The sequence below is a fragment of the Microvirga ossetica genome (assembly GCF_002741015.1).
GTDB lineage: Bacteria > Pseudomonadota > Alphaproteobacteria > Rhizobiales > Beijerinckiaceae > Microvirga > Microvirga ossetica.
Map to the genome: position 1 here is coordinate 697,235 of NZ_CP016619.1, position 18,420 is coordinate 715,654.

The 18,420-nt window shown below is 60.5% G+C and carries 22 protein-coding genes; 8 read left to right on the forward strand and 14 right to left on the reverse strand.

What is annotated here, in order from left to right:
• Nucleotides 1-129 precede the first annotated feature (129 nt).
• Nucleotides 130-747 (reverse strand): hypothetical protein, encoded by a 618-nt coding sequence (locus BB934_RS41485; protein WP_099515414.1) that lies wholly within the window; start codon nucleotides 745-747, stop codon nucleotides 130-132.
• Nucleotides 748-976: 229 nt separating this feature from the next.
• On the opposite strand from BB934_RS41485, the gene BB934_RS41490 reads away from it, so the two are divergent.
• Nucleotides 977-1,861 (forward strand): lytic transglycosylase domain-containing protein, encoded by an 885-nt coding sequence (locus BB934_RS41490; RefSeq protein WP_237050675.1) that lies wholly within the window; start codon nucleotides 977-979, stop codon nucleotides 1,859-1,861.
• 266 nt (nucleotides 1,862-2,127) lie between these two features.
• On the opposite strand, the gene BB934_RS41495 is transcribed toward BB934_RS41490, so the two are convergent.
• The 4 genes from BB934_RS41495 to BB934_RS41510 all read right to left on the reverse strand — a co-directional run bounded on the left by BB934_RS41495 (nucleotide 2,128) and on the right by BB934_RS41510 (nucleotide 6,526).
• A complete protein-coding gene (locus BB934_RS41495; protein WP_099515415.1) occupies nucleotides 2,128-2,817 on the reverse strand; it encodes a site-2 protease family protein in 690 nt (229 codons plus the stop codon).
• Nucleotides 2,818-3,902: 1,085 nt separating this feature from the next.
• Complete coding sequence (locus tag BB934_RS41500) at nucleotides 3,903-4,409, reverse strand: 3'-5' exonuclease (RefSeq protein ID WP_099515416.1); 507 nt, start codon at nucleotides 4,407-4,409, stop codon at nucleotides 3,903-3,905.
• Nucleotides 4,410-4,952: 543 nt separating this feature from the next.
• A complete protein-coding gene (locus BB934_RS41505; RefSeq protein ID WP_099515417.1) occupies nucleotides 4,953-6,140 on the reverse strand; it encodes a D-alanyl-D-alanine carboxypeptidase/D-alanyl-D-alanine-endopeptidase in 1,188 nt (395 codons plus the stop codon).
• A 167-nt stretch (nucleotides 6,141-6,307) separates the two neighbouring features.
• Nucleotides 6,308-6,526, reverse strand: coding sequence for a hypothetical protein (locus BB934_RS41510; protein ID WP_099515418.1), 219 nt, complete (start codon nucleotides 6,524-6,526; stop codon nucleotides 6,308-6,310).
• Nucleotides 6,527-6,898: 372 nt separating this feature from the next.
• On the opposite strand from BB934_RS41510, the gene BB934_RS41515 reads away from it, so the two are divergent.
• The gene (locus tag BB934_RS41515; RefSeq protein ID WP_099515419.1) at nucleotides 6,899-7,930 is read left to right on the forward strand and encodes a Gfo/Idh/MocA family protein; all 1,032 of its coding nucleotides are present in this window, start codon (nucleotides 6,899-6,901) and stop codon (nucleotides 7,928-7,930) included.
• Nucleotides 7,931-8,037: 107 nt separating this feature from the next.
• On the opposite strand, the gene BB934_RS41520 is transcribed toward BB934_RS41515, so the two are convergent.
• Complete coding sequence (locus BB934_RS41520) at nucleotides 8,038-8,265, reverse strand: DUF6504 family protein (RefSeq protein WP_099515420.1); 228 nt, start codon at nucleotides 8,263-8,265, stop codon at nucleotides 8,038-8,040.
• 243 nt (nucleotides 8,266-8,508) lie between these two features.
• Entirely contained in the window at nucleotides 8,509-9,174 is a 666-nt protein-coding gene (locus BB934_RS41525; RefSeq protein ID WP_099515421.1) for a ParA family protein, read from the reverse strand.
• Between the two features lie 329 nt (nucleotides 9,175-9,503).
• On the opposite strand from BB934_RS41525, the gene BB934_RS41530 reads away from it, so the two are divergent.
• Nucleotides 9,504-10,799 (forward strand): ISNCY family transposase, encoded by a 1,296-nt coding sequence (locus tag BB934_RS41530; RefSeq protein ID WP_099515422.1) that lies wholly within the window; start codon nucleotides 9,504-9,506, stop codon nucleotides 10,797-10,799.
• A gap of 153 nt (nucleotides 10,800-10,952) precedes the next feature.
• On the opposite strand, the gene BB934_RS51345 is transcribed toward BB934_RS41530, so the two are convergent.
• Nucleotides 10,953-11,243 (reverse strand): hypothetical protein, encoded by a 291-nt coding sequence (locus BB934_RS51345; RefSeq protein WP_418294840.1) that lies wholly within the window; start codon nucleotides 11,241-11,243, stop codon nucleotides 10,953-10,955.
• A 423-nt stretch (nucleotides 11,244-11,666) separates the two neighbouring features.
• On the opposite strand from BB934_RS51345, the gene BB934_RS41540 reads away from it, so the two are divergent.
• Nucleotides 11,667-11,936: a DUF6894 family protein gene (locus BB934_RS41540; protein ID WP_099515247.1), complete on the forward strand. Its 270-nt coding sequence runs from the start codon at nucleotides 11,667-11,669 to the stop codon at nucleotides 11,934-11,936.
• Between the two features lie 127 nt (nucleotides 11,937-12,063).
• On the opposite strand, the gene BB934_RS41545 is transcribed toward BB934_RS41540, so the two are convergent.
• Nucleotides 12,064-12,267 (reverse strand): hypothetical protein, encoded by a 204-nt coding sequence (locus BB934_RS41545; RefSeq protein ID WP_099515248.1) that lies wholly within the window; start codon nucleotides 12,265-12,267, stop codon nucleotides 12,064-12,066.
• A 156-nt stretch (nucleotides 12,268-12,423) separates the two neighbouring features.
• On the opposite strand from BB934_RS41545, the gene BB934_RS41550 reads away from it, so the two are divergent.
• Complete coding sequence (locus tag BB934_RS41550) at nucleotides 12,424-12,672, forward strand: ParB N-terminal domain-containing protein (protein ID WP_099515249.1); 249 nt, start codon at nucleotides 12,424-12,426, stop codon at nucleotides 12,670-12,672.
• Nucleotides 12,673-12,901: 229 nt separating this feature from the next.
• On the opposite strand, the gene BB934_RS41555 is transcribed toward BB934_RS41550, so the two are convergent.
• Complete coding sequence (locus BB934_RS41555) at nucleotides 12,902-13,723, reverse strand: SHOCT domain-containing protein (protein ID WP_099515654.1); 822 nt, start codon at nucleotides 13,721-13,723, stop codon at nucleotides 12,902-12,904.
• A 330-nt stretch (nucleotides 13,724-14,053) separates the two neighbouring features.
• Here BB934_RS41555 and BB934_RS41560 point away from each other — a divergent pair, with 330 nt between their 5' ends.
• Nucleotides 14,054-15,052, forward strand: a complete 999-nt coding sequence (locus BB934_RS41560) for a PQQ-dependent sugar dehydrogenase (RefSeq protein WP_237050676.1) — start codon at nucleotides 14,054-14,056, stop codon at nucleotides 15,050-15,052.
• Nucleotides 15,053-15,388: 336 nt separating this feature from the next.
• On the opposite strand, the gene BB934_RS41565 is transcribed toward BB934_RS41560, so the two are convergent.
• From BB934_RS41565 to BB934_RS41575, 3 genes are all read right to left on the reverse strand, one after another.
• Nucleotides 15,389-15,592, reverse strand: coding sequence for a hypothetical protein (locus BB934_RS41565; RefSeq protein WP_036349065.1), 204 nt, complete (start codon nucleotides 15,590-15,592; stop codon nucleotides 15,389-15,391).
• Between the two features lie 183 nt (nucleotides 15,593-15,775).
• Nucleotides 15,776-16,594, reverse strand: a complete 819-nt coding sequence (locus BB934_RS41570) for a transglutaminase-like domain-containing protein (RefSeq protein WP_099515423.1) — start codon at nucleotides 16,592-16,594, stop codon at nucleotides 15,776-15,778.
• Between the two features lie 47 nt (nucleotides 16,595-16,641).
• A complete protein-coding gene (locus BB934_RS41575; RefSeq protein WP_237050677.1) occupies nucleotides 16,642-16,890 on the reverse strand; it encodes a hypothetical protein in 249 nt (82 codons plus the stop codon).
• Between the two features lie 159 nt (nucleotides 16,891-17,049).
• Here BB934_RS41575 and BB934_RS41580 point away from each other — a divergent pair, with 159 nt between their 5' ends.
• Nucleotides 17,050-17,262: a hypothetical protein gene (locus BB934_RS41580; RefSeq protein ID WP_099515425.1), complete on the forward strand. Its 213-nt coding sequence runs from the start codon at nucleotides 17,050-17,052 to the stop codon at nucleotides 17,260-17,262.
• A 99-nt stretch (nucleotides 17,263-17,361) separates the two neighbouring features.
• Here BB934_RS41580 and BB934_RS41585 read toward each other — a convergent pair whose 3' ends face one another.
• The gene (locus BB934_RS41585; RefSeq protein ID WP_099515426.1) at nucleotides 17,362-17,571 is read right to left on the reverse strand and encodes a cold-shock protein; all 210 of its coding nucleotides are present in this window, start codon (nucleotides 17,569-17,571) and stop codon (nucleotides 17,362-17,364) included.
• Nucleotides 17,572-17,990: 419 nt separating this feature from the next.
• On the opposite strand from BB934_RS41585, the gene BB934_RS48080 reads away from it, so the two are divergent.
• Nucleotides 17,991-18,173: a hypothetical protein gene (locus tag BB934_RS48080; protein ID WP_157934651.1), complete on the forward strand. Its 183-nt coding sequence runs from the start codon at nucleotides 17,991-17,993 to the stop codon at nucleotides 18,171-18,173.
• Nucleotides 18,174-18,420: the final 247 nt, after the last annotated feature.

An 18,420-nucleotide genomic window follows, 5' to 3' on the forward strand; every position in this document is an offset into this window, starting at 1 on the left:
GCTTCGATGAGCCGAAAGAGAAGGACTGCCCTGTGGTTACCTCCGCTTTGGTCCGGCTGTGCTGGCTCCGGCAGGCCCCGGTTGATCTTGGATCAGGTCGGCCAGCGCACTAAACTGGGCTGATTTGCGTCACCGGGGCGGCGTGACCTCGATGCCGATCGGGCGCGTTCCATCGGAGATGATCCGCATGGTGTGTCCCAGAGGCAAGATCACGTCCTGCATTGTCACGTTCTGCGGGGAGGGCGCGTTATAGAGAACGAATGCCTCGCGCTTGGCTTCAAGCTCCTGCTGCCAGAAGACGTAGAACTCTCGGCCCACGAGAACCTTCTTGCTGGCCAGCAATGGCCTCATCTGGGAGCTGAGCGGTGCATCGTCGACCCGGAAGCCCATCGCCTTGAGCTGGATGAGCAGAAAGGCGGCGTTGCGCATGGCAACGGCGCCGTGCGATCGCGTTGGCATCGATCGGGTAGCGTTGGCCCAGACCGGCACCTCCTCGAAGTCGAAGACCTGTGCCAACGCGTCGATGGAAAGGCCGGCAAGCCGCGGATCCATGGCGGCAATCAGCTCCTGCAAGGAGGCCGAATAGATCCATCCCCGTATCAGGCTTTCCTTGATCAGGTCAGTGAAGCTTTCGGTGAGGGTGAACTCTTGAGGTGGAAGTGGTTTTTGAGCTTGCGCGATCAGCCGCTCAAACGTGTCCAGTTCCCTGCTCAGGTCAATAGGTATATCTTCAGTTCTCTTAAGCATATTTCCCAGCCACTTCTAAAGTGTGTCTTGCTCTTCTCCAGCCTTGGAGTGGCTTTCTTGTTACGATTGGAGCAGACATCCTTTATTGTTACTGCTGAAACATGAAAGCTGTCTGAACCTCTGCTGATCCGCCGCATCCGCCACGTTTCGGAAACCGTCGCCTATAAACGGTCCATCAACACATTTGCGAAAAGCTGAGTAGAGCGCCACCCTCAAGGGATCTTGGCCTATGTTCAGCGGACGTCTTGTTGCCTGCGCGACAATGTTCCTCGTGCTGTTTCCAGGTTCAGGATCAGCCGAGCCTGACTTCAATGTATTCGAAATCGATGTGGATTGGCAGCTTGCGTCGCTCCCCCTGCCGCCTGATCTTGAGCCGATCACAACATCCGCCATTCTGGACCTTGCTTCTCCTTCTCGTGCTCTGAAAAATCGCTCCGCGCATTTGCCTGCCATCGCTGAGGAGGCCGCAGCCAGCGGGGTGCCGCCGGCCCTTGTCGACGCGGTGGTGCGGATCGAAAGCCGGTACGATCCGACTGCCGTTGGCAGCATCGGCGAAATTGGTCTCATGCAGGTGCGACCCAAGACTGCCGCACTGTTGGGGTTCCAAGGAACCTCCGCCGAACTGGCCGAGCCGAGGACCAATCTTCGCTATGGCGTGGGGTATCTGGCCAAAGCCTGGCGGTTGGCCGACGGTGACCTGTGTCGTGCGCTGATGAAGTACCGTGCCGGACACGGCTCAGACAAGATGAGCGCCCTCAGCATCGAGTACTGTAGAAGGGCTCGCCAGCATCTTGCCGCTGTTGGAACAGAGATTGGAACTTCAACTGGGGCGCTTGAACAGCCGGTGATCCGCACGCGCGGCAACATTCAGCGCGTGCGCTCGGCAAAGCGTACGTTCAGCGCTTCCAAAGCTTCTCGTCCCCATGTGAGAGAGCGGATCCGCCTCAGTCCACTCTACGAGGCTGCAAGAGCCAACAGAGTATGGAGCAAAAAACATCGAGTTGGCGAACTGGCACGTCAGAAAACTCGCCTCACCCGGCTTGTGCCCCGGACGTCATCTCGAACGATCCAATGGAAACTGGCAATGCCGAAGGGTCGGGTTGCTTCGCGTTAGCGCAACGGCAATCTCGACGGTCAGTCTGGCATATGGCACCGGATTGATCGCACGCCAGTGCCGAGGCATTGCCTCCTACGTCAATGACATTCGTTGCTCAGTGCGAGAGGGTCACGAGCGATACCGATAGTGCCCCTGCACTATGGCCATTTGCTTCGACGGTTCAGCTGATTGTGTCTGCTCTGGCGCAGCCAAGATTTCCGCGTGGATTGCTTCTCGCCGCGCTCTGCGAAGGACAGGGTAGGGGTGCCTTGCACCTTCAGCCATTACTGCGGTGCTCCAGCGATTGCCCGAAAGACCGGCATTAGCCATGCTAGCGGGATCGCAACAAACCACCGGAAAATGTTCAAGTCGGTCCCCAGCGATCTGTCAAGCATCGGCAGCAGAAAGATGATCCCGAGCAGAACCAGGAAGCCGAACCGCTCCAGCTCGGCAAATGGCCTCGCCAATGCGTTCGGCAGAATGCTCAGGGCGACGCGGCCCCCGTCTAGAGGCGGCAGGGGAAACATGTTGAAGATCGCCAGTATCAGGTTCAGCAGGATCGACTGATAGAGTGTCTGAACCACCCAGGGTGCAATCGCCTCCGGCAGCACCCAGACGATCCGAAGGAAACCCGCCGAGGCAAAGGCCAGCAACACATTCGTCAGCGGCCCGGCCATGGCGACAATCGCCATGTCGCGGCGTGGATGGCCCAGACGCCCGAACGCCACGGGAACAGGCTTCGCCCATCCAAACAGGAAAGGAGCCTTGGTCAGGAAGAGCAGCGCCGGAAGCAGGATTGTTCCGAAAAGATCCACATGCTTCAGCGGATTAAATGTGACGCGGCCCAGACGATAGGCCGTGTCGTCCCCAAGCTTCCAGGCGGCATAGGCGTGTGCCGCTTCATGGAAAGTAATCGCGAGGAGGATTGGGACGATCCAAGTCGAGGCCGAATAGATGGTGCCAGGAAAGTCCAACCAATCATCCTCACCGTTACGCCCGTGTTAATCATTGATGAGGCTCGACCCGAGTTCGTCCGTCGATCATGGCCGCATGCTCATGCGACCTCCGCCTCGATGTCTGTCTAAGTCAGATGCAACCCTTCGTAGCCCTGACGAGTCTCAAGAGCACCGGCAATCTCAGCGCTGGTTCTCCACACAGCCTGAGTGCCTATCGTCCAGGCTTTAGAGCCGACGCCTGTTCTGGTGCCTGACGCTTACTGCCACCAGTCTGAGCGACCATTACACCATTTTCCAGTTTGGGGAGCACTGCTTGAGCCGGACGTGTTGGCGCTCGTGGCGGAGTTGGAGGCAAGCTCCGGATGGAGCCTGTTTGGGAAACTCCGGTCTGCGACAGACGTGCCGGGGATGAGCTTGCATCAAGCGGCAGCCGGTCCGCAGGCACCTTCAGCTGAGCCTGGGTTCGGGTTTGGGCAAGACGCGCGATCTCATCCTGGGCATTACCGAGCTGGTTGCGCAGCCGAGCAAGCTCCGCGGTTGCATCTTGGGATTGTTCCCGCTCCCGCAGAAGCTGCTTTTGGCTGTCTTGAAGTGTGGTGATACGATCCTGCAACTGACGTTCAGTTTCAGCGCTGGACTGGCTTGAGACCGCAAGCAAGCTCCATCCTGCAGCGGCTCCCAACCCGAGGATCACAGTCACAGCCCTCTGCCAGTTGCCGAGCAACGGTGCCAAGGTCCGGATCATTAGAACTCCTGTAATAAGGAAACTGCGACGGCTGGGGCGACAGCCTTCATTGGTCAGAATAGACGAGCCGATATGCTCAGCACACTGGCCCTAGAGACGCTGAGCATAAGGTTGCTCTAGTGACTTAATTATTAATTGCATTCTGCGCGACGCGACCATGGCCTCGGCTTTTCGCAGTGTTGCTCGTGTGGACGGCTGGTCAGAGGCTCAAGGTTCACCGCGTATCATCGCCCGCATCAAGTCATCGACTTCTTGTCAAAAAAGGTCTCTTAGCCGCACGACAGGTGGGGACGGGGAGAGTGGATTGGCTTAAACCGGGTTATCGCGGGCTGACCAAGACACGAACGGGCCGGCACCTTTAGATCGGACTAAGCTTCAGAAACAGATGAGCTGCCAATAGCGCGTCGTTTAAGGCGTCGTGCTGGGCACGCAGATGAGCAATATTGATACCTGCTTGCGAGCAAGCCTGACGGAGCTTGCCGGGAAGTCCGGATCGCTTGGCCAAAGCCATGGTGCAAAAGAAGCGATCTCTGGGATAAATCGGCTGTTCTGCACGCTCGAACTCGCGTCTTAACGTGTTGTATTCGTAGGCATAGTTGTGAGCAACGATTGTGACATCGCCTACGAAATCAATCAGATCGGAAACGACATGCTCAAAGTGCGGTTCGTCCTTCACATCAGCCAGCGAAATGCGATGCACTGCATAGCAGAAGGGGCTCATCACTGACCGGGGCTTGACCCGTCGGACAAACGAGCGGGGGGAGATCGTCCCGCCGATGACCTCAACAGCGGCAATTTCGATGATATGATCGTAAGATTGCGCAGTTTCGACGTCAATGACAACGTACCTGTCTTCGGGCTTCATAGGGCAGTATCGTCGATAGTTGGCTGGAAAATCGGGGGCTGAGTCGCTTGTTGCTCACGGGATACCGCAAGCCCGTTATGAATGGTACTGGGGCTCCAAGGTTCTAACGTCGCAGAGCATGCGACCAGCAATGGTGTCCTGTCGCCAGTTGGTGCACCACTAATCAGGATCATGTGCTCACACCAGGCCATGTTGGATAACAACCGAAATCAGTCCAGCGACGTTCTGGCCAGCCCGAGGACCTCGTCGAGTGCGGCGCACCCTGGGCTCAGAACAAGAGCAAGTTGATACTCGCGTCGATCGGGTACCTGTCTGAAACTATTATATTAACCCGCTTTCTCGAACCTGTCCGGACAACGACACCTTCCCATAGACGTCACATTGGGAGCAGTATCCTTCTCCATCAGTTGTTGGGCCCTGAATCATGGCGCAGACGTCAAAATCCAAGCGGCGGTCTCCCGGTCGGTCGATGGGGTACGTTCTTGCTACGTACTCCGTTACCTTGTGTTTGGGAGCAATTCTTGTTCCGGCCCCGCCTCGCGGCTACAACCCGGACTGGATGGCATTGAGTAGCCGGAAGCGCATTGCGCCGTCATTGCTTTCGAGTGCGATCACGAAGCGCACACGCCCATGCTTCGAACTGTCGGCATAGCCCGCCAAGGTGCTGACGCCGGAAAAGGTGCCAGTCTTAAAGTGGGCGCCGTCGCCGCTGCGGAGCAGGCTGGCATGGGGCTCGAAGAGGTGCAGCAATTGGGCAAGGCCGCGGGCCGTGAAGCGGTTGCCGCGGCTGATGCCCGAGCCTTCCTCGAGTTGGATGGACTCGGCGAGGTCGTGCCTGACGAGCATCTCGTTCGCAACCTGGAGCGACTTGTTGAGGCTGACGGGCCCGCCCAGGCGATGCCCGCCAATCTCCAGGAAGACTTGGTTAGCGATGTAGTTGTTCGAGCCTAGGAGCAGACCGGCAAGGATCGTCGAAAGGGGGCGTGATTGGTAGTGAACGTAGACCGGCTCCAGGCCCTCAGGCACGACTCCAGTCGAGATCTTGCCCTTGACGCTGCCGCCGGCCCGCTCGATGAATGCAGCGATCAGCTCGCCGGCATATTGCAGGCCCACCGTAGGGTTCTGGGTCAGGCTGATGCGACCGTGACCCTGGGCGCGCCGTGCCAGGAACTGGCTTATAGCGAACGGCGTGATCGGGGTCTGCTCCTCGGCGGAGCGGACCGTCTTGCCCTTGCGCACGGCGTGGATCGTGTTGAAGTTCACCGCGAGCGCGGAGTTCAGCGCATCGTAGGCCTCGTCGGTGGCCTCAATGCCCGGGATACGGATGTCGGAGGGGTAGTAGCTCGCGTCCAGCACGATGCCGCTGAGCGGCTGCTTACCGATTGCGGCGACCAGCGCCGGCGCGAGCTGAGCCAGCTCTTCGGAGATCAGAAAGGGATCGCCGCCACCGCGAATGTAGAGCACCCGGTCGCCGTCCAGGTAGAAGCGGGTCTTGAAGCGGTAGTCGGCACCCAGGACTTCCATCGCCAGCCAGGCGGTGACGACCTTGGCGACGGAGGCAGGCACAAAGGGCTTGTCGGCGTTCTGAGCGACCAGCTCGTTGCCCTTTTCGTCCATCACGAGCACCAGCCCCGACGGAGCGAGCGCTGCGAGCTTCTCCCTGGCACCGGCCAGGGCTTGGGCAGGCATCAGGAGCAGGGCGCAGGCGAAGGCGAGCAGGGGAGGCCCCATGAGGCCGCCAGCCCGTGCCCTCCAATGCGTCGTTTGCGGTAATTGGCTCAACATCGCGCTATGGTCTCATTGGCCTACATGGAAGATTGTACCTACATGGAAGATTGTATTTGCTGACCTGATGGTTGGGAATGTCGCCCGTCGCACATCCCGGACGTAAGCGAAAATCAAATGCGAGGGGTTAAGGGGAGGGTCTCCGTTCCCGCCAACCAGGCATGGGTTGCCGCCTCGCGGGCGGCCCGCTCGTCCTGGAAATCGTGATCGGTGATCGTCTCGAAGCCGCAGACGTGGCACTGAACAACATCGGCAAAGCCACCATCATGCGTGGCGAAGCTCAGGACGGATGCTGCGTCGCACGAACACTGTGGACAGAACCTCTGGCCCATGTGGCTCCCTCATTCCCCAACGATTTCTGCTGGGGAAGAACGATTAACGCATATGGCGCCGCTTGCGAGCCAGGGAAGCCGCGACAAATTTGTGCAATGCACGACGCCAGTGGAGCCGGGCCAAGACGATCAAGTGTTCCACTGCAAGGTCAAGATCTGGCATACCTTGGGTTAGTACCTGGGACATGAGCCCAAGGCAGCTATCCTCGGCTAGGCAGACCTTACCGAAGGGAAGGGGAGCCTCCTGGTTTGCCCTAGTGTCGGACCCTGGCCTCCCATGAGGGAGAACGGAAGGGCGCTCGACTTTGTACTTGGATCTCGTAGGCTAAGGCCGATGATCAATTCATCCCACAATCGCTAGCGGGAGATCGGATGTCCTTACGGTTTCGCGCTGGACTGATCGGGTGCGGGTTCTACTCGAGAAATCATCTTCATGCCTGGCGTGACCTGGCAGCCGACGTTGAGCTGGTGGCAGTCTGCGACCGCGATGAACACAGGGCCAAGGCGGCGGCAGTAGCCTTCGATGTGCCGCGCTGGTACGGCGACGCGGCTCGAATGTTCGCGACCGAGTCCCTCGACTTCGTGGACATCGTCACCACGATGCCGTCACACAAGTCGCTGGTCCTGCTGGCTGCCTCTCACAAGGTGCCGGCCATCGTGCAGAAGCCCTTCGCGCCGACGTGGCAGGAATGCCTCGACATGGTCGATGCCTGCGGGGATGCCGGTGTGCCCCTCATGGTGCACGAGAACTTCCGCTTCCAGTCCCCGATCCGCGCGGTGCGGCGCATTCTGGAGGAGGGAACCATTGGTGAGCTCACCTGGGGACGCATCACCTGGCGCACGGGTTACGACATCTATGCCGGCCAGCCGTACCTGGCATCAGAGGAGCGGTTCATCCTGCTCGATATCGGCGTGCACGTGCTCGATCTTGCCCGCGTGTTGCTCGGTGAGGTCGATCGGGTCTTCTGCGAGACGCAGAGCGTCAGGCCCGGCATCGCAGGCGAGGATGCAGCCACGATCATGCTGAGGCACGTCAACGGGGCCGTGAGCGTGGTGGATTGCAGTTATGCGGCCAGGCGCGACCCGGATCCGTTCCCGGAGGTTTTGCTCGAGATTGAGGGCCGACGCGGCAGCCTGATCCTGTCACCGGGTCTGGAGCTGCGCGTCACGAGCGATGGGACAACGACGGTGCATTCACTCCGCACGCCGCTTCTGCCCTGGACGTCCGAGCCCTGGCACGTGAGCCAGGAGAGCGTGCTCCATACCCAGAGGCATTGGGTCGAGTGCCTGAGGTCGGGGCGCGAACCGGAGACATCCGGGCGCGACAACCTGAAAACCTATGCGCTGGTCGAGGCGGCTTACGAGAGTGCCAAAGCCCATCGAGCTGTGCGAGCAAATGCCTGAGCCCGACGCCTCAGGTCATCTCGTGGATGAGCAGGGCCACCGCCTCTGGCGTGGCACAGCCCCGATCATACATTGTTGGCGGTCAGGAGGCGGCTATTGAACTCGAGTCACCCAAGCATTCCATGGAGCCACCATCGGCCGCCATCGTTGGCGGGGACATCACGGAAGATCCAATAGCGATCGCCTTGATCCGTCTCTAGGCGGTAGTAGTCGCGGACAGTCTTCTTCTCGTCGCCATGCCGCCACTCAAACGTGATGCGTTCCGGCCCGTCGGCGCGGATGACCTTGTGGTTGACATGGCGCCAAATGAAGCGCGCCGGCGGATGATCCGGCAAGAGGGCGGTCGCTACGGTCTCTGGTCTCCGGTTTTGTCGCAGATCCGGATCAAGGACAAGAAAGCAATAGGTCAGTCGTGTCGCTCTCGTGCAGTGAGCAGGTATAACTGCTCGGCCAATGGTGTCCGCCGACTGCAGACCTATATCGCCTGTTACTTGTGCATTAGGTGGGTCATGTCAGTGCCGCCCAGGATCACGCGGATAACCACAACGGACTGGGAGCCAAGCATCGACCGAATACGCTTAGGCGGATTGAGCGTGTTTGCCCGTCACAGCCTCAATCGCCTCAAAGCTCCTTGTGAGCGCTCGCCAAAGGTTGCCAATCTCCTCCGATCCAGGCGAGCCAGAGCTGAACTCGTTAACGCCGGCTCCATAGGCAAGGGAGAGCGACAATTCAGGGCTATGTGTAATCTGACCCGCCCATGTCGGAACATCGAGCGCCTGCATCGCCCCTCGTGCGTCCGTCACCATCGCGTCATCTGAGCCATTCTTGGCCGGCGCAGCGTTGATCACTGCCGCATAAGGCTTTTTCAGCTCACGGCAGACCTGGATCGTTGCCTGAACCGCGTCGACATCGAACAGCCCCGGACGCATGGGGATCACGACAAGATCCGCGTGCCAGATCGCCTCGGCCACCGAGGCTTCGGCGTTGGGCGGCGTGTCGATCAAGACCCATTCGACTCCGTCTTGCCTCGCCTTCGCTAACGTGGCCGCGAGATGCTTGGTGCCAATGTGGAGCGGAAGATTCCCTGCGCCCCGAACCTGGTGCCAAAGGGCCAAGGAGCCCTGAGGGTCTGCGTCAATCAGGAGCGTCGGCCGGGAATGCTCGGCCATATAGCTCCCCAAATGCGCGGCAAGGGTGCTCTTTCCAGAACCGCCCTTGCGGGAAGCAAAAACCAAGACATTCATGCCAGTTCTCCCAATCTGGGCAGATCGATGGTGATCGTGATTACGAGGCAGTAATTTCGTTTCAAAACTTTCCGAACACAAACGAGGCGCATGTGCTCGGCTCGCTTGCTATCGTGGAAAGACCTGCTCGTTGTCCCGGATCGATCAGGCCATGCATAGTCGCGCGAATATGGTTAACAGAGTATTGCTCACGGCAGCGGATTGACGATCTCATTCCATAACCGCGCTCACCCTGACATTCGCGTGTAGAACCCCGTTAGAAAGGTCACTCCTCTCCCCGTTACAAATGTCACTCTCCCTGGGTGATGGTGCTGGGGAGATTGGGTCTGATGACGGTGATCGGGATGAGCCGGCCGGAGATCGATCGGGTTCACATTCTGCGGGACGTCGTGGCGGAGCGAATTACGGTGCGCGAAGCTGCCCAACTGCTGCGGATCACACGGCGCCAAGTGTTCCGATTACTCAAGGCCTATCAGACCGGTGGTCCCACGGCCTTGGTGTCGCGCCGGCGCGGCAAGCCCAGCAACCGCTCCTACCCGGCGGCGCTGCGGACCGAGGTGCTGGCGCTGATCACAGCCAACTATGCCGATTTCGGCCCGACGCTCGCCTGCGAGAAGCTCGCCGAGCGGCACGGCATCGCTCTGGGTGTCGAGACGATCCGGCGCTGGATGATCGCGGCGGGTCTCTGGCAGGAGCGCCGGCAGAAGCTCAAAGGGGTGCACCAGCCGCGCTATCGGCGCGACTGCGTCGGCGAACTCGTCCAGATCGACGGCTCCGAGCACTACTGGTTCGAGGATCGCGGCCCACCCTGCACGCTTCTGGTCTACATTGACGATGCCACCAGCCGGCTGATGCACCTGAAGTTCGTCGAGACCGAGTCGACCTTTGATTATTTCCGATCGACCCGGGAGTACCTGGAGGCCTACGGCAAGCCGGTGGCGTTCTACTCCGACAAGCATGCCGTCTTCCGCGTCAACGGCAAAGGAGCGGTGGGCGGTGACGGCATGACCCAGTTCGGGCGAGCCCTGCATCAGCTCAACATCGACATCATCTGCGCCAACTCGCCCCAAGCCAAAGGCCGCGTCGAGCGCGCCAACGGCACCTTGCAGGACCGCCTGGTCAAGGAGATGCGACTGGCTGGGATCTCGACCCTTGAGGCGGGCAATGCCTTCCTGCCGGCATTCATGGCGGACTTCAACCGCCGCTTTGCCAAGGCGCCCTACAGCGACAAGGACCTGCATCGCCCGCTCAGCGAGGACGATGAGCTGGATGACGTGTTCGCCTGGCGGGAGGAGCGGACGGTCTCGCGCAATCTGACCCTGCAGTACGACCAGGTGCTGTTCATTCTCGAGCCGAACGCGATCACGCTGTCCCTCGCCCGCCAGCGGGTGACCGTCTACGACTATCCGGATGGGCGCTTTGCCATCAAGCACAAGGGCCTGGAGCTGCCCTACAGGCCCTTTGACCGACGCCAGCAGGTGGATCAGGCGGCGGTCGTCGAGAACAAGCGGCTGGGTCCGGTTCTGGCCTACATTGCCGAGCGGCAGAAGGAGCTCGACATGAGCCGGAGCAACAGCGCCCCGCGGCGGCGCGGCCAAGGCAAGAGCCTGTTCAAGGTGGGTTGAGCTCTCAGCAGTCACTCCCCGGAGGTGACATCTCTAATGAGGACAATCAGAGACTTGTCTAACGAGTTCTGACATTCGCGTGTGCCAACCAAGTTGAAATGTCGCTGTTCGCAGGATGGGGAGGCTCAAGGCTGACATTTTGGCTTGCATCTATCAGGAACCAGACGCTGGGTCATTCGGAAGTTGACCTGCTGGCTGGCTCAGCCGTCCAACATCTCTGCCAGCGCAACGTCGTCGGTCGAAGGCATCCGCCATCCGGTCAAACTCCGGAGGCGGCAGAAACCCGGTCGCCCGGCGGTCATTCTCATGCAGCCCACGATGAACGTGAACAGGAAGGCCGAAGCGGCCAGCCAGGATACCAACCGCTTCAATGGCTTTGGTTTCGGTGCTCGCCCACACGGCCGAGAGGTTGCCCAGATCCGCCTGGGAGGCGAAAGCCCGCATGCGGTGGACACCCTTATCCGAGAGATGCCACTGTGGGACCGGTGTCGTTGCCTCAACGACAACCTCAGGGTGGGTGATGACGTAGGCAATGCTCACGTCGACCTCCGGCAAGACAAGTCAGCCTAACCGGCAAAGGGGATTGGTTTCACTGCCTATGGCGGATGCAGCCGGAGGAGCACCTTGCGATCTGGGCATCCACGAATTGTTTACCCTCACCGAGACAGGATCTGTGCACCGAGCGCGTGGTGTCTCTGCCCGAACAGAGACTCTGGTGTCAGTGGTGAATGGCACTGGAGGTGTCGGAGAGCTTCCTCTCCACTGATGTCCTGGCTGAGGGTTTCAGACAGCACCCTCAGCCGGGGCGCGGACTGTCCGCAATCAACCCACGTCTGATGCATCGGTGCTGGCCAAGAGGAGACTGCCGTGGCCCGCTACTATTTTGACATCTTGGATGGCGCACAGTTCGTGCGCGACGATGAGGGCTCCGAGTTCGACAGCCCGGACGCTGCCGTGCAAGCAGCAGTCCGCGCGGCCACTGAGATCGGCCAAGGCCGGCTCGCAAGGGGCGAGACCAGCAATGTTGTCATTGAGGTGCGGGACGAGCGCAGCCAGCGGGTCTGCACCATCAGAGCTTCGATGGAAATCGACTGGCACGTCTCACGGCCTCAGGGACCGCATCCCTGGAGCGCCTAGTGGCGCAAGTCAGCCGATGTCAAAAGGAACCCGGCGCAGAGCCGGGTTCGTGTCGATGGGACAGGAGCATCAAAAGGGCTGCTGATCAACGCCTGACGCCCTGGGTCCGTTCCTGCCGGATACCCGGTTACACGCCCCTGCGGCTGCGGGAGAAATACCAGATCGCGGCGGCGACAATGATCACCAGCAGGATGATCCACCAGTAGTCTGCGATCCCTCGGACAGTTGCAGCGGGAGGAGCGCCGGGCGCGGGGGACGGGGCAGGGGTCTGCGCCCAGGCCGACGAAACAGCCAGGAAGAGAAAGCCCATCGAGGCTGTGAGTTTGCTCATGAGATGTCTCCGTGTGAGGAGGCCCAGCACAGCGACGCCACCCTCCTGCCAAGCTGGCCTTCTCAGGCAACGCCGTGTGGGACCGCATGTTCCTGGGCAAGCCGATCCGCGGCGCCTAAGCTTGGATCACTCTGACCAGCAACCGGAGCCGCCGGGATGATGAAGAGGCAGACGCTTGCCATCGCAGATGTCTATGTGCCGGTGCGGCGGCGGCAAACGCTTGATCCGCACAAGGTTGCAGCCCTTGCCGAGAGCATCATGGAGAAGGGGCAGCAGGCGCCCATTCTCGTGCGACCCGATGGCACGCGGTTTGTTCTGGTCGAAGGCTTGCATCGGCTGGAAGCCTGCAAGGCTCTCGGCGAGGCGACGATCGCTGCCTACTTCGTTCAGGCCCGTCAGCGTTGATCCGCAGGAGGCCGGAGAGGCTTGAGGAATATTCCCCCGCGACGCGGACGGGGCGGCGCTGGAGCCCTTGTCCGAGCGAAGCGCAAGACAGGCTGCCGGGATCGGTGATGAGGATATCCTCCTGCGGTCCCGCCATTGCCCATGGCGACAGAATCAGAATCCCTGGTCCTCCCTCGTTGCAGTCTGGCAAATGAGCGGCTGAACGTTACGGTGAACTGGCCTTCGCCCTTCAGATCCGGGCCAGCAGTTCCGCTTTCTTGGCGGCAAACTCCTCATCCGTCAGCACACCGTTCTTGTGCAGCTCGGCAAGGCGCTCGAGCGTGGCAAAGATGTCCTCTGAGGAAAATTGGGACGACTTCAGCGGCGCGGCGCCGGCCGTCATCGAAGCCACACGCTCGGGCTCGGATGCTAATCCTCCCCGGGTTGTGTCAGGGGTGGATGAGCGGCGCCCCGCTTCCACCACCGGCAGGTCATGAAGCCGAACGAGACCGTGCTGGCTCACGAACCGCAGAGATTGGTCCGCACCCTGTTGCTGGGACACTCCAGCAATAAGGTGATCCCGAGTGTCGTAGAGGGTGATCTGCCCGCTCCGCTCGATCGCAAGCCGGTGCGCTGCCGGGAAGATCGCGTAGCGCAGGTCGTCCTGAGATCCGGCAGACGATGGTTGGCCCAGCTCCGGTGGCCACCACATCCCCGACGGGGAGGCTGCTCCTGCCACGAACAGGCTCACACCCGGCGCGCTCGGCTGCGGGTGTGCCTGCGAGCTGGTCGCCGCCATAATGGATGGCTGCTGGCGCAGGAGTGCGGCCAGCTCGGTGCAAAGGGCATCCACGCGGGCCTTCAGGCCATGGTCGAACAGGCTGCCCACCATTGTCATGCCACCCTGCGTCCACTGACCCATCCCGCCGAGCTCAGGATGGTTGAACTGCGCCATGGTGCCGTGACCCACCACCAGCGCACGAAGCAAGGTTAGAACAGCATCGACACTGACCCTATGCCGCTGGGCGGCGTCCGTGACAATCTGCTGACCTTCAGGGGTGAGTTCATGCATCACAGGACGTGCCCGAGGTTGGGTGGCGGCAAAGATGAGCACACGGCTCCCAGTGAACATACCGGCACCTGAAGGGGCTCGCCAGCCTGCATTGGGGGCTGGCTCAGGCGTCTATCGGCGGGCGTGGGATCCTCCTGACCGGCGGATCCAGGCGGCATAGCGCGGGTTGCACTTTGACACCTCATCGCAGGCCTCGGCTCGGCCTGGGGCCTTGTTCCCATCAACAGGCCTTACTTGTCTCGACCCCTGATCTCGCCAGTCCCCGCGAACTCGTGAGTTTCCAACCTCAGCGGTCGGCGCATAAATGAGCTGTTCGATCCGTTCGCGGGAATGATGCACCTCGGAAAGCCGTTCCGGTCCTTAGCTCTTGTCGGCCTTGCCACCGCCGGTCTGGTCCCGTCGCCGTGCCTTGGCCAAATCGCCCACACCGCACCAGGAGCCCGCGTTGCGGCGTTCGCCCGTGTGCCGACCGCCCGCGCCATGGCCGTCTGCGGTGATGCGCTTTACATCGGCACCAAAGGCAACACGGACTATGGCGTCCCTCTGGCAGGTGGGCCTGCCGTGCGGGCCGCGTCCGGGCTCGTCGCGCCCAACGGCGTCGCTTGCTTGGGGAACAGACTCTATGTTGCTTCGCGCGACCGCGTCTCGACTTTCACACCCGTGCCTGGCGGCAGACTGGCCAACCGAGCCGACTTGCCGATCAGGCTGCCGAACCAAGCCCACCACGGCTTGCGCTACATTCAAGCCGGGCCAGACGGTCGGCTGTACATTTCGATCGGCTCACCGTGCAACATTTGCCAGCCCGAGGGTCTGCAGGGGACGATCATCAGCATCAGCCCAAACGGTGGGGACCTCCGGCGCATGGCCTGGGGCATCCGCAACTCGGTCGGCTTCGACTGGAATGGCGGGATTATGTATTTCACCGACAATGGCGCGGACGGGATGGGCGACGACACACCGCCTGACGAGCTCAACGAACTGCAGCCGGGCGCCTTCTATGGCTTTCCGTATTTCGGCGGTCGGGTGCGGTTGCGCGGCTTCGAGGCGGCGGCTCCGCCCGCGCCACAATCCCCACCCGCGTATGAGTTCCAGGCCCATGTGGCCACGCTTGGGGTTCACTTCTATCGCGGTGCCATGTTTCCGGAGTTGCGCGGCGAAGCGCTGATTGCCGAACACGGGAGCTGGAACCGCAGCATCCCGGTCGGGTACCAGGTTGTGCGGCTGCGTGTGGGCAGCAGCCGCTCCGGCAACGGGCAGAGCTTCCTGAGCGGTGTTGGACGTCCGGTTGACGTCAAGGAACTTGCCGGATGGATCGATTGTCGTCTCTGATGACGCGGGCGACCGGATCTGGCGCGTAAGTCGCTGAGCCAACCACAAGAACGCGGAATACGACGGAAGCATCGATAGCATTCGGAGATGTCCCGCCGCCACAGACTTCTTGTCGGAAAAGGTCTTCAACGGAATTCGCTCTCTGGGATGAGGTGAGTCCTAACGTCTTACCTGTCTTCTGCCAGATGGGGAGCTTAAGGATCTTTGGGGCAGCGGTGCTAGGACTGGTGTCGAAGGCCGATCCTGAGCCTGATCAACCGCGTGACCGAACGGCATTCAAGACAACACGCTGCAGGATGCCGCACAATGTCTCATGCTCCCTGATCTGACTGCGTTTTATGTCCCCTGGGCGTGCTGCACTTTCTTGATGAGTTCTTCAAGCGCAGGACCAGGTCCCTCGTCATGTTGGGTCAGATAGACAGCCGCTTTCCCCAAGCTCGTGAAGTCGGCCTGCTGAAAATCCTCTGGCGTGTACGAGGCCAAGATCTCAAGCGCCAGATCTTCCGCCAAGGCTCGGATCAGCTCGACTTCGGGGGTCATGCTGGATCTCACATTCTGCTGCCGCAGCTTACCAGCACAGTTCCATTCCAGCCAGTCCTCGTCAGGCCACACCGGCTGGGCAACAGCCCAAAACAGCCCTTACCTGCTTGATCCAGCACCACGGGCTTAATCGCTCGACTGAACTGGCCCAGGCGCCGACCACATTGTGCGAACACCAGGAGCTCAGAAATCTGATCCCATCACTTCCTCGGTGGTCACACGAAAATCCACCAGAGTGCTGGGACCAAAGGTGAGGGTCAGCGGCACGTCGGCAGCATCGCGGCCGCGGGCGATCAGGATCCGGCCGATGCGAGGATCATTGTTGCGGGGATCGAACGTGTGCCACCGCCCACCCAGAAAGACCTCGATCCAGGCGGCAAAGTCCTGAGGCGCATGCGGCGGCGGCAGGCCGATGTCGCTGATGTAACCAGTACAATAGCGCGCCGGAATGTTGAGGCATCGGCAGAACGTGAGCGCCAGATGAGCATAATCACGACATACGCCTTGCTTCTCCTCAAACGCCTCGAATGCCGTACGTGTCGCGCGCGAGTGCTCGTAGCCGAAGGTGATATGATCGTGCACGTAGTCGCAGATGGCCTGGACGCGGGGCCAGCCCAACGGAGCTGATCCAAAGAGGCTCCAGGCGACGTCGGAGAGACGATCCGTCTCGCAGTAGCGGCTGCCCAACAGGTAAAGCAGGGTCTCTGCGGGAAGGTTCTGGATTTGGACCTGCTCGGCACCTGGATCTGCTGAATCCCAACGACCGCTGTCGCGGACCACGGTTTCGGTTTTGAGGGTGATCGTACCAGCCGGGGCAACGAGTCGGTTGCACCAGTTCCCGAAGCTGTCCCGGTATCCCTCCACAGGCACGGATGGGGTTGTGATCAGGTAGTCTGGCCGCTCCAGGTCGGACACTCGCGACGAGTGCACATTGAGGATCGCGATCATGGGCGTGACTTGCCCGAGCTCGTACGTCATCTCGCAGCCGACACGGATCCGCATGGTGTCTCCTCATCCACGGAGGAGGGCGAGATTTGGACTACTTTCGATCAAGGCCGAACCTCGCCTGGATGGTGCCGGCAGACGCCCCGGGTATGCCTCTCGATGGCCGCCAAGGCGGCGTCAAGGGAAGCGAACGGTCTATGGTCGATGCCGGCCATGGTCTCCAGAGCATGGCCATCCGGGAGGATTGTGAACTGCTCAGTGGGTGCTTCGGTGATCCGGCCCATGGGGCGGCCGAGCAGGTCCGTCAGGCTCCAACCTTTGCCGTCATCGGTTGGGGTCACGGTGATATCCAAGCGTGCCTCCGGTTCGCGCACGGCCCAGGAAACGGGATGAGCTGTCGGTCTCACTACTAAGGCCTGCAACCGCGCTGTGTTCCCGTTCGCTCTCAGCTTCTTTGTATCGGGCGGATCGGCGACACCCCAGCCGCTTGCGGCTACGGAGTCGTCCTGGACATGGAAGACGGTCTGATCAGCCGCCAGCTTTTCGCCAGTCTGGAGGTCGACGCCATGCTCGACGATCACTCAGGCTTTCCGTTCCACTCCTTCCTGGCCTCGGCTCTCCTGGTCCGCCTGGATCAGGATGCGGATTTCGCCGCCGACCTGGCCGAGTGGCACAATGAAAAGCTTTATGGGGGCAGCCGCGGGACAAGGAGGCCGGGTCCATAGCTTTCCCGGCACTCCTTTGTCTGGCCTGTCCAAAGAATAAGCCGCCCCGTCAGGAGCGGCTTGAAGAGCCAGCACTGAGCTGGCGTTAGATAGGCTCCATCAAGCCTTCTGGAGGTTGGTTGCGGACTCTTTGCCGGAACGGCGATCAGCTTCCACCTCATAAGAAATCTTCTGGCCTTCGACGAGACCGCGCATGCCGGCGCGCTCAAGCGCTGAGGCATGGACGAACACATCCTTGCCGCCATTGTCCGGCTGGATGAAACCATAGCCCTTAGTCTCGTTATACCACTTCACAGTACCAGTCGCCATTGAATATTCCTCAAGTCCGTCAGTTGCGCTTCCGCCAAGTCATCCTGCCGCGTCTGGCCGAGAGGTCAAGCACTTGGTTACTGCTGGATCACAACTTAAATCCTGCATCATGCGCCCAGCATGAGGCCACCGCGGCTTCGACTGCTCTGGCGCCGATTGCAACATGGAATTCTCCCATGCAAGGACTCTACCACGGCGCCGGTTGCAGGCTTTTTGTCACATACCTGTTCCGCGTCGCTTTCGCGGACGGATGTCTCATGCGCACAGAGGTCGATCCTCTAGGTCCTGATAACGGAGAACGACAACAAAGAAGATGAAGAATTTGTTAGGGTTTTGGAGAGAGTTTGATTGCCGTCGTGACGAACCAATTCGCCTTATCTTCGCAGTAGAGCTTGCGCCTCCAGCAAAAGGCAACGCGCATGAGCAAGACGAAGCCCGACATCAATCATTCCCTGCATCCTGCTTTAGAAGAACTGCGGCAAATCCTTGCCAGAGAGCAGACGTTGGAGGCGTTTCTAAAACGCTCTGGCTATGACCCTTCCGCACCTTCCCGACGGGTCAGGGCACGAGAGGCGAGGGAAGTGGCTGAGAAGCGGCGCTGACCTTTCAACCGACGCAGTTTCATAAACAGCTATGAGCAAAATCAGGCTCTGGCGCGAGCTGCTAATGTCCTGCGCCATTCAAGGGCAGCAGCCTGTCTGCGCCGTCTCATAACCGGTAAGGCGACTGCGAGAGTCAGCAGGAACGCCATCGATGCAGACCAAGGGAGGATCACAGGAGACGTCCAGACAGATTGCCGATGGTTGAAGCTTCCTTCAAGCCATCGCACTGCATTCCCTAGATCCATCA

What these genes read in the sequence shown, in the direction of transcription:
- BB934_RS41500 (WP_099515416.1), bottom strand. Translation starts at nt 4,409, where the DNA reads ATGAAGCCCGAAGACAGGTACGTTGTCATTGACGTCGAAACTGCGCAA.
- BB934_RS41510 (WP_099515418.1), bottom strand. Translation starts at nt 6,526, where the DNA reads ATGGGCCAGAGGTTCTGTCCACAGTGTTCGTGCGACGCAGCATCCGTC.
- BB934_RS41485 (WP_099515414.1), bottom strand. Translation starts at nt 747, where the DNA reads ATGCTTAAGAGAACTGAAGATATACCTATTGACCTGAGCAGGGAACTG.
- BB934_RS41490 (WP_237050675.1), top strand. Translation starts at nt 977, where the DNA reads ATGTTCAGCGGACGTCTTGTTGCCTGCGCGACAATGTTCCTCGTGCTG.
- BB934_RS41550 (WP_099515249.1), top strand. Translation starts at nt 12,424, where the DNA reads ATGATGAAGAGGCAGACGCTTGCCATCGCAGATGTCTATGTGCCGGTG.
- BB934_RS41570 (WP_099515423.1), bottom strand. Translation starts at nt 16,594, where the DNA reads ATGCGGATCCGTGTCGGCTGCGAGATGACGTACGAGCTCGGGCAAGTC.
- BB934_RS41545 (WP_099515248.1), bottom strand. Translation starts at nt 12,267, where the DNA reads ATGAGCAAACTCACAGCCTCGATGGGCTTTCTCTTCCTGGCTGTTTCG.
- BB934_RS41555 (WP_099515654.1), bottom strand. Translation starts at nt 13,723, where the DNA reads ATGCATGAACTCACCCCTGAAGGTCAGCAGATTGTCACGGACGCCGCC.
- BB934_RS41505 (WP_099515417.1), bottom strand. Translation starts at nt 6,140, where the DNA reads ATGGGGCCTCCCCTGCTCGCCTTCGCCTGCGCCCTGCTCCTGATGCCT.
- BB934_RS48080 (WP_157934651.1), top strand. Translation starts at nt 17,991, where the DNA reads ATGAGCAAGACGAAGCCCGACATCAATCATTCCCTGCATCCTGCTTTA.
- BB934_RS41565 (WP_036349065.1), bottom strand. Translation starts at nt 15,592, where the DNA reads ATGACCCCCGAAGTCGAGCTGATCCGAGCCTTGGCGGAAGATCTGGCG.
- BB934_RS41585 (WP_099515426.1), bottom strand. Translation starts at nt 17,571, where the DNA reads ATGGCGACTGGTACTGTGAAGTGGTATAACGAGACTAAGGGCTATGGT.
- BB934_RS41560 (WP_237050676.1), top strand. Translation starts at nt 14,054, where the DNA reads ATGATGCACCTCGGAAAGCCGTTCCGGTCCTTAGCTCTTGTCGGCCTT.
- BB934_RS51345 (WP_418294840.1), bottom strand. Translation starts at nt 11,243, where the DNA reads ATGCGGGCTTTCGCCTCCCAGGCGGATCTGGGCAACCTCTCGGCCGTG.
- BB934_RS41515 (WP_099515419.1), top strand. Translation starts at nt 6,899, where the DNA reads ATGTCCTTACGGTTTCGCGCTGGACTGATCGGGTGCGGGTTCTACTCG.
- BB934_RS41525 (WP_099515421.1), bottom strand. Translation starts at nt 9,174, where the DNA reads ATGAATGTCTTGGTTTTTGCTTCCCGCAAGGGCGGTTCTGGAAAGAGC.
- BB934_RS41580 (WP_099515425.1), top strand. Translation starts at nt 17,050, where the DNA reads ATGGAAGACGGTCTGATCAGCCGCCAGCTTTTCGCCAGTCTGGAGGTC.
- BB934_RS41530 (WP_099515422.1), top strand. Translation starts at nt 9,504, where the DNA reads ATGACGGTGATCGGGATGAGCCGGCCGGAGATCGATCGGGTTCACATT.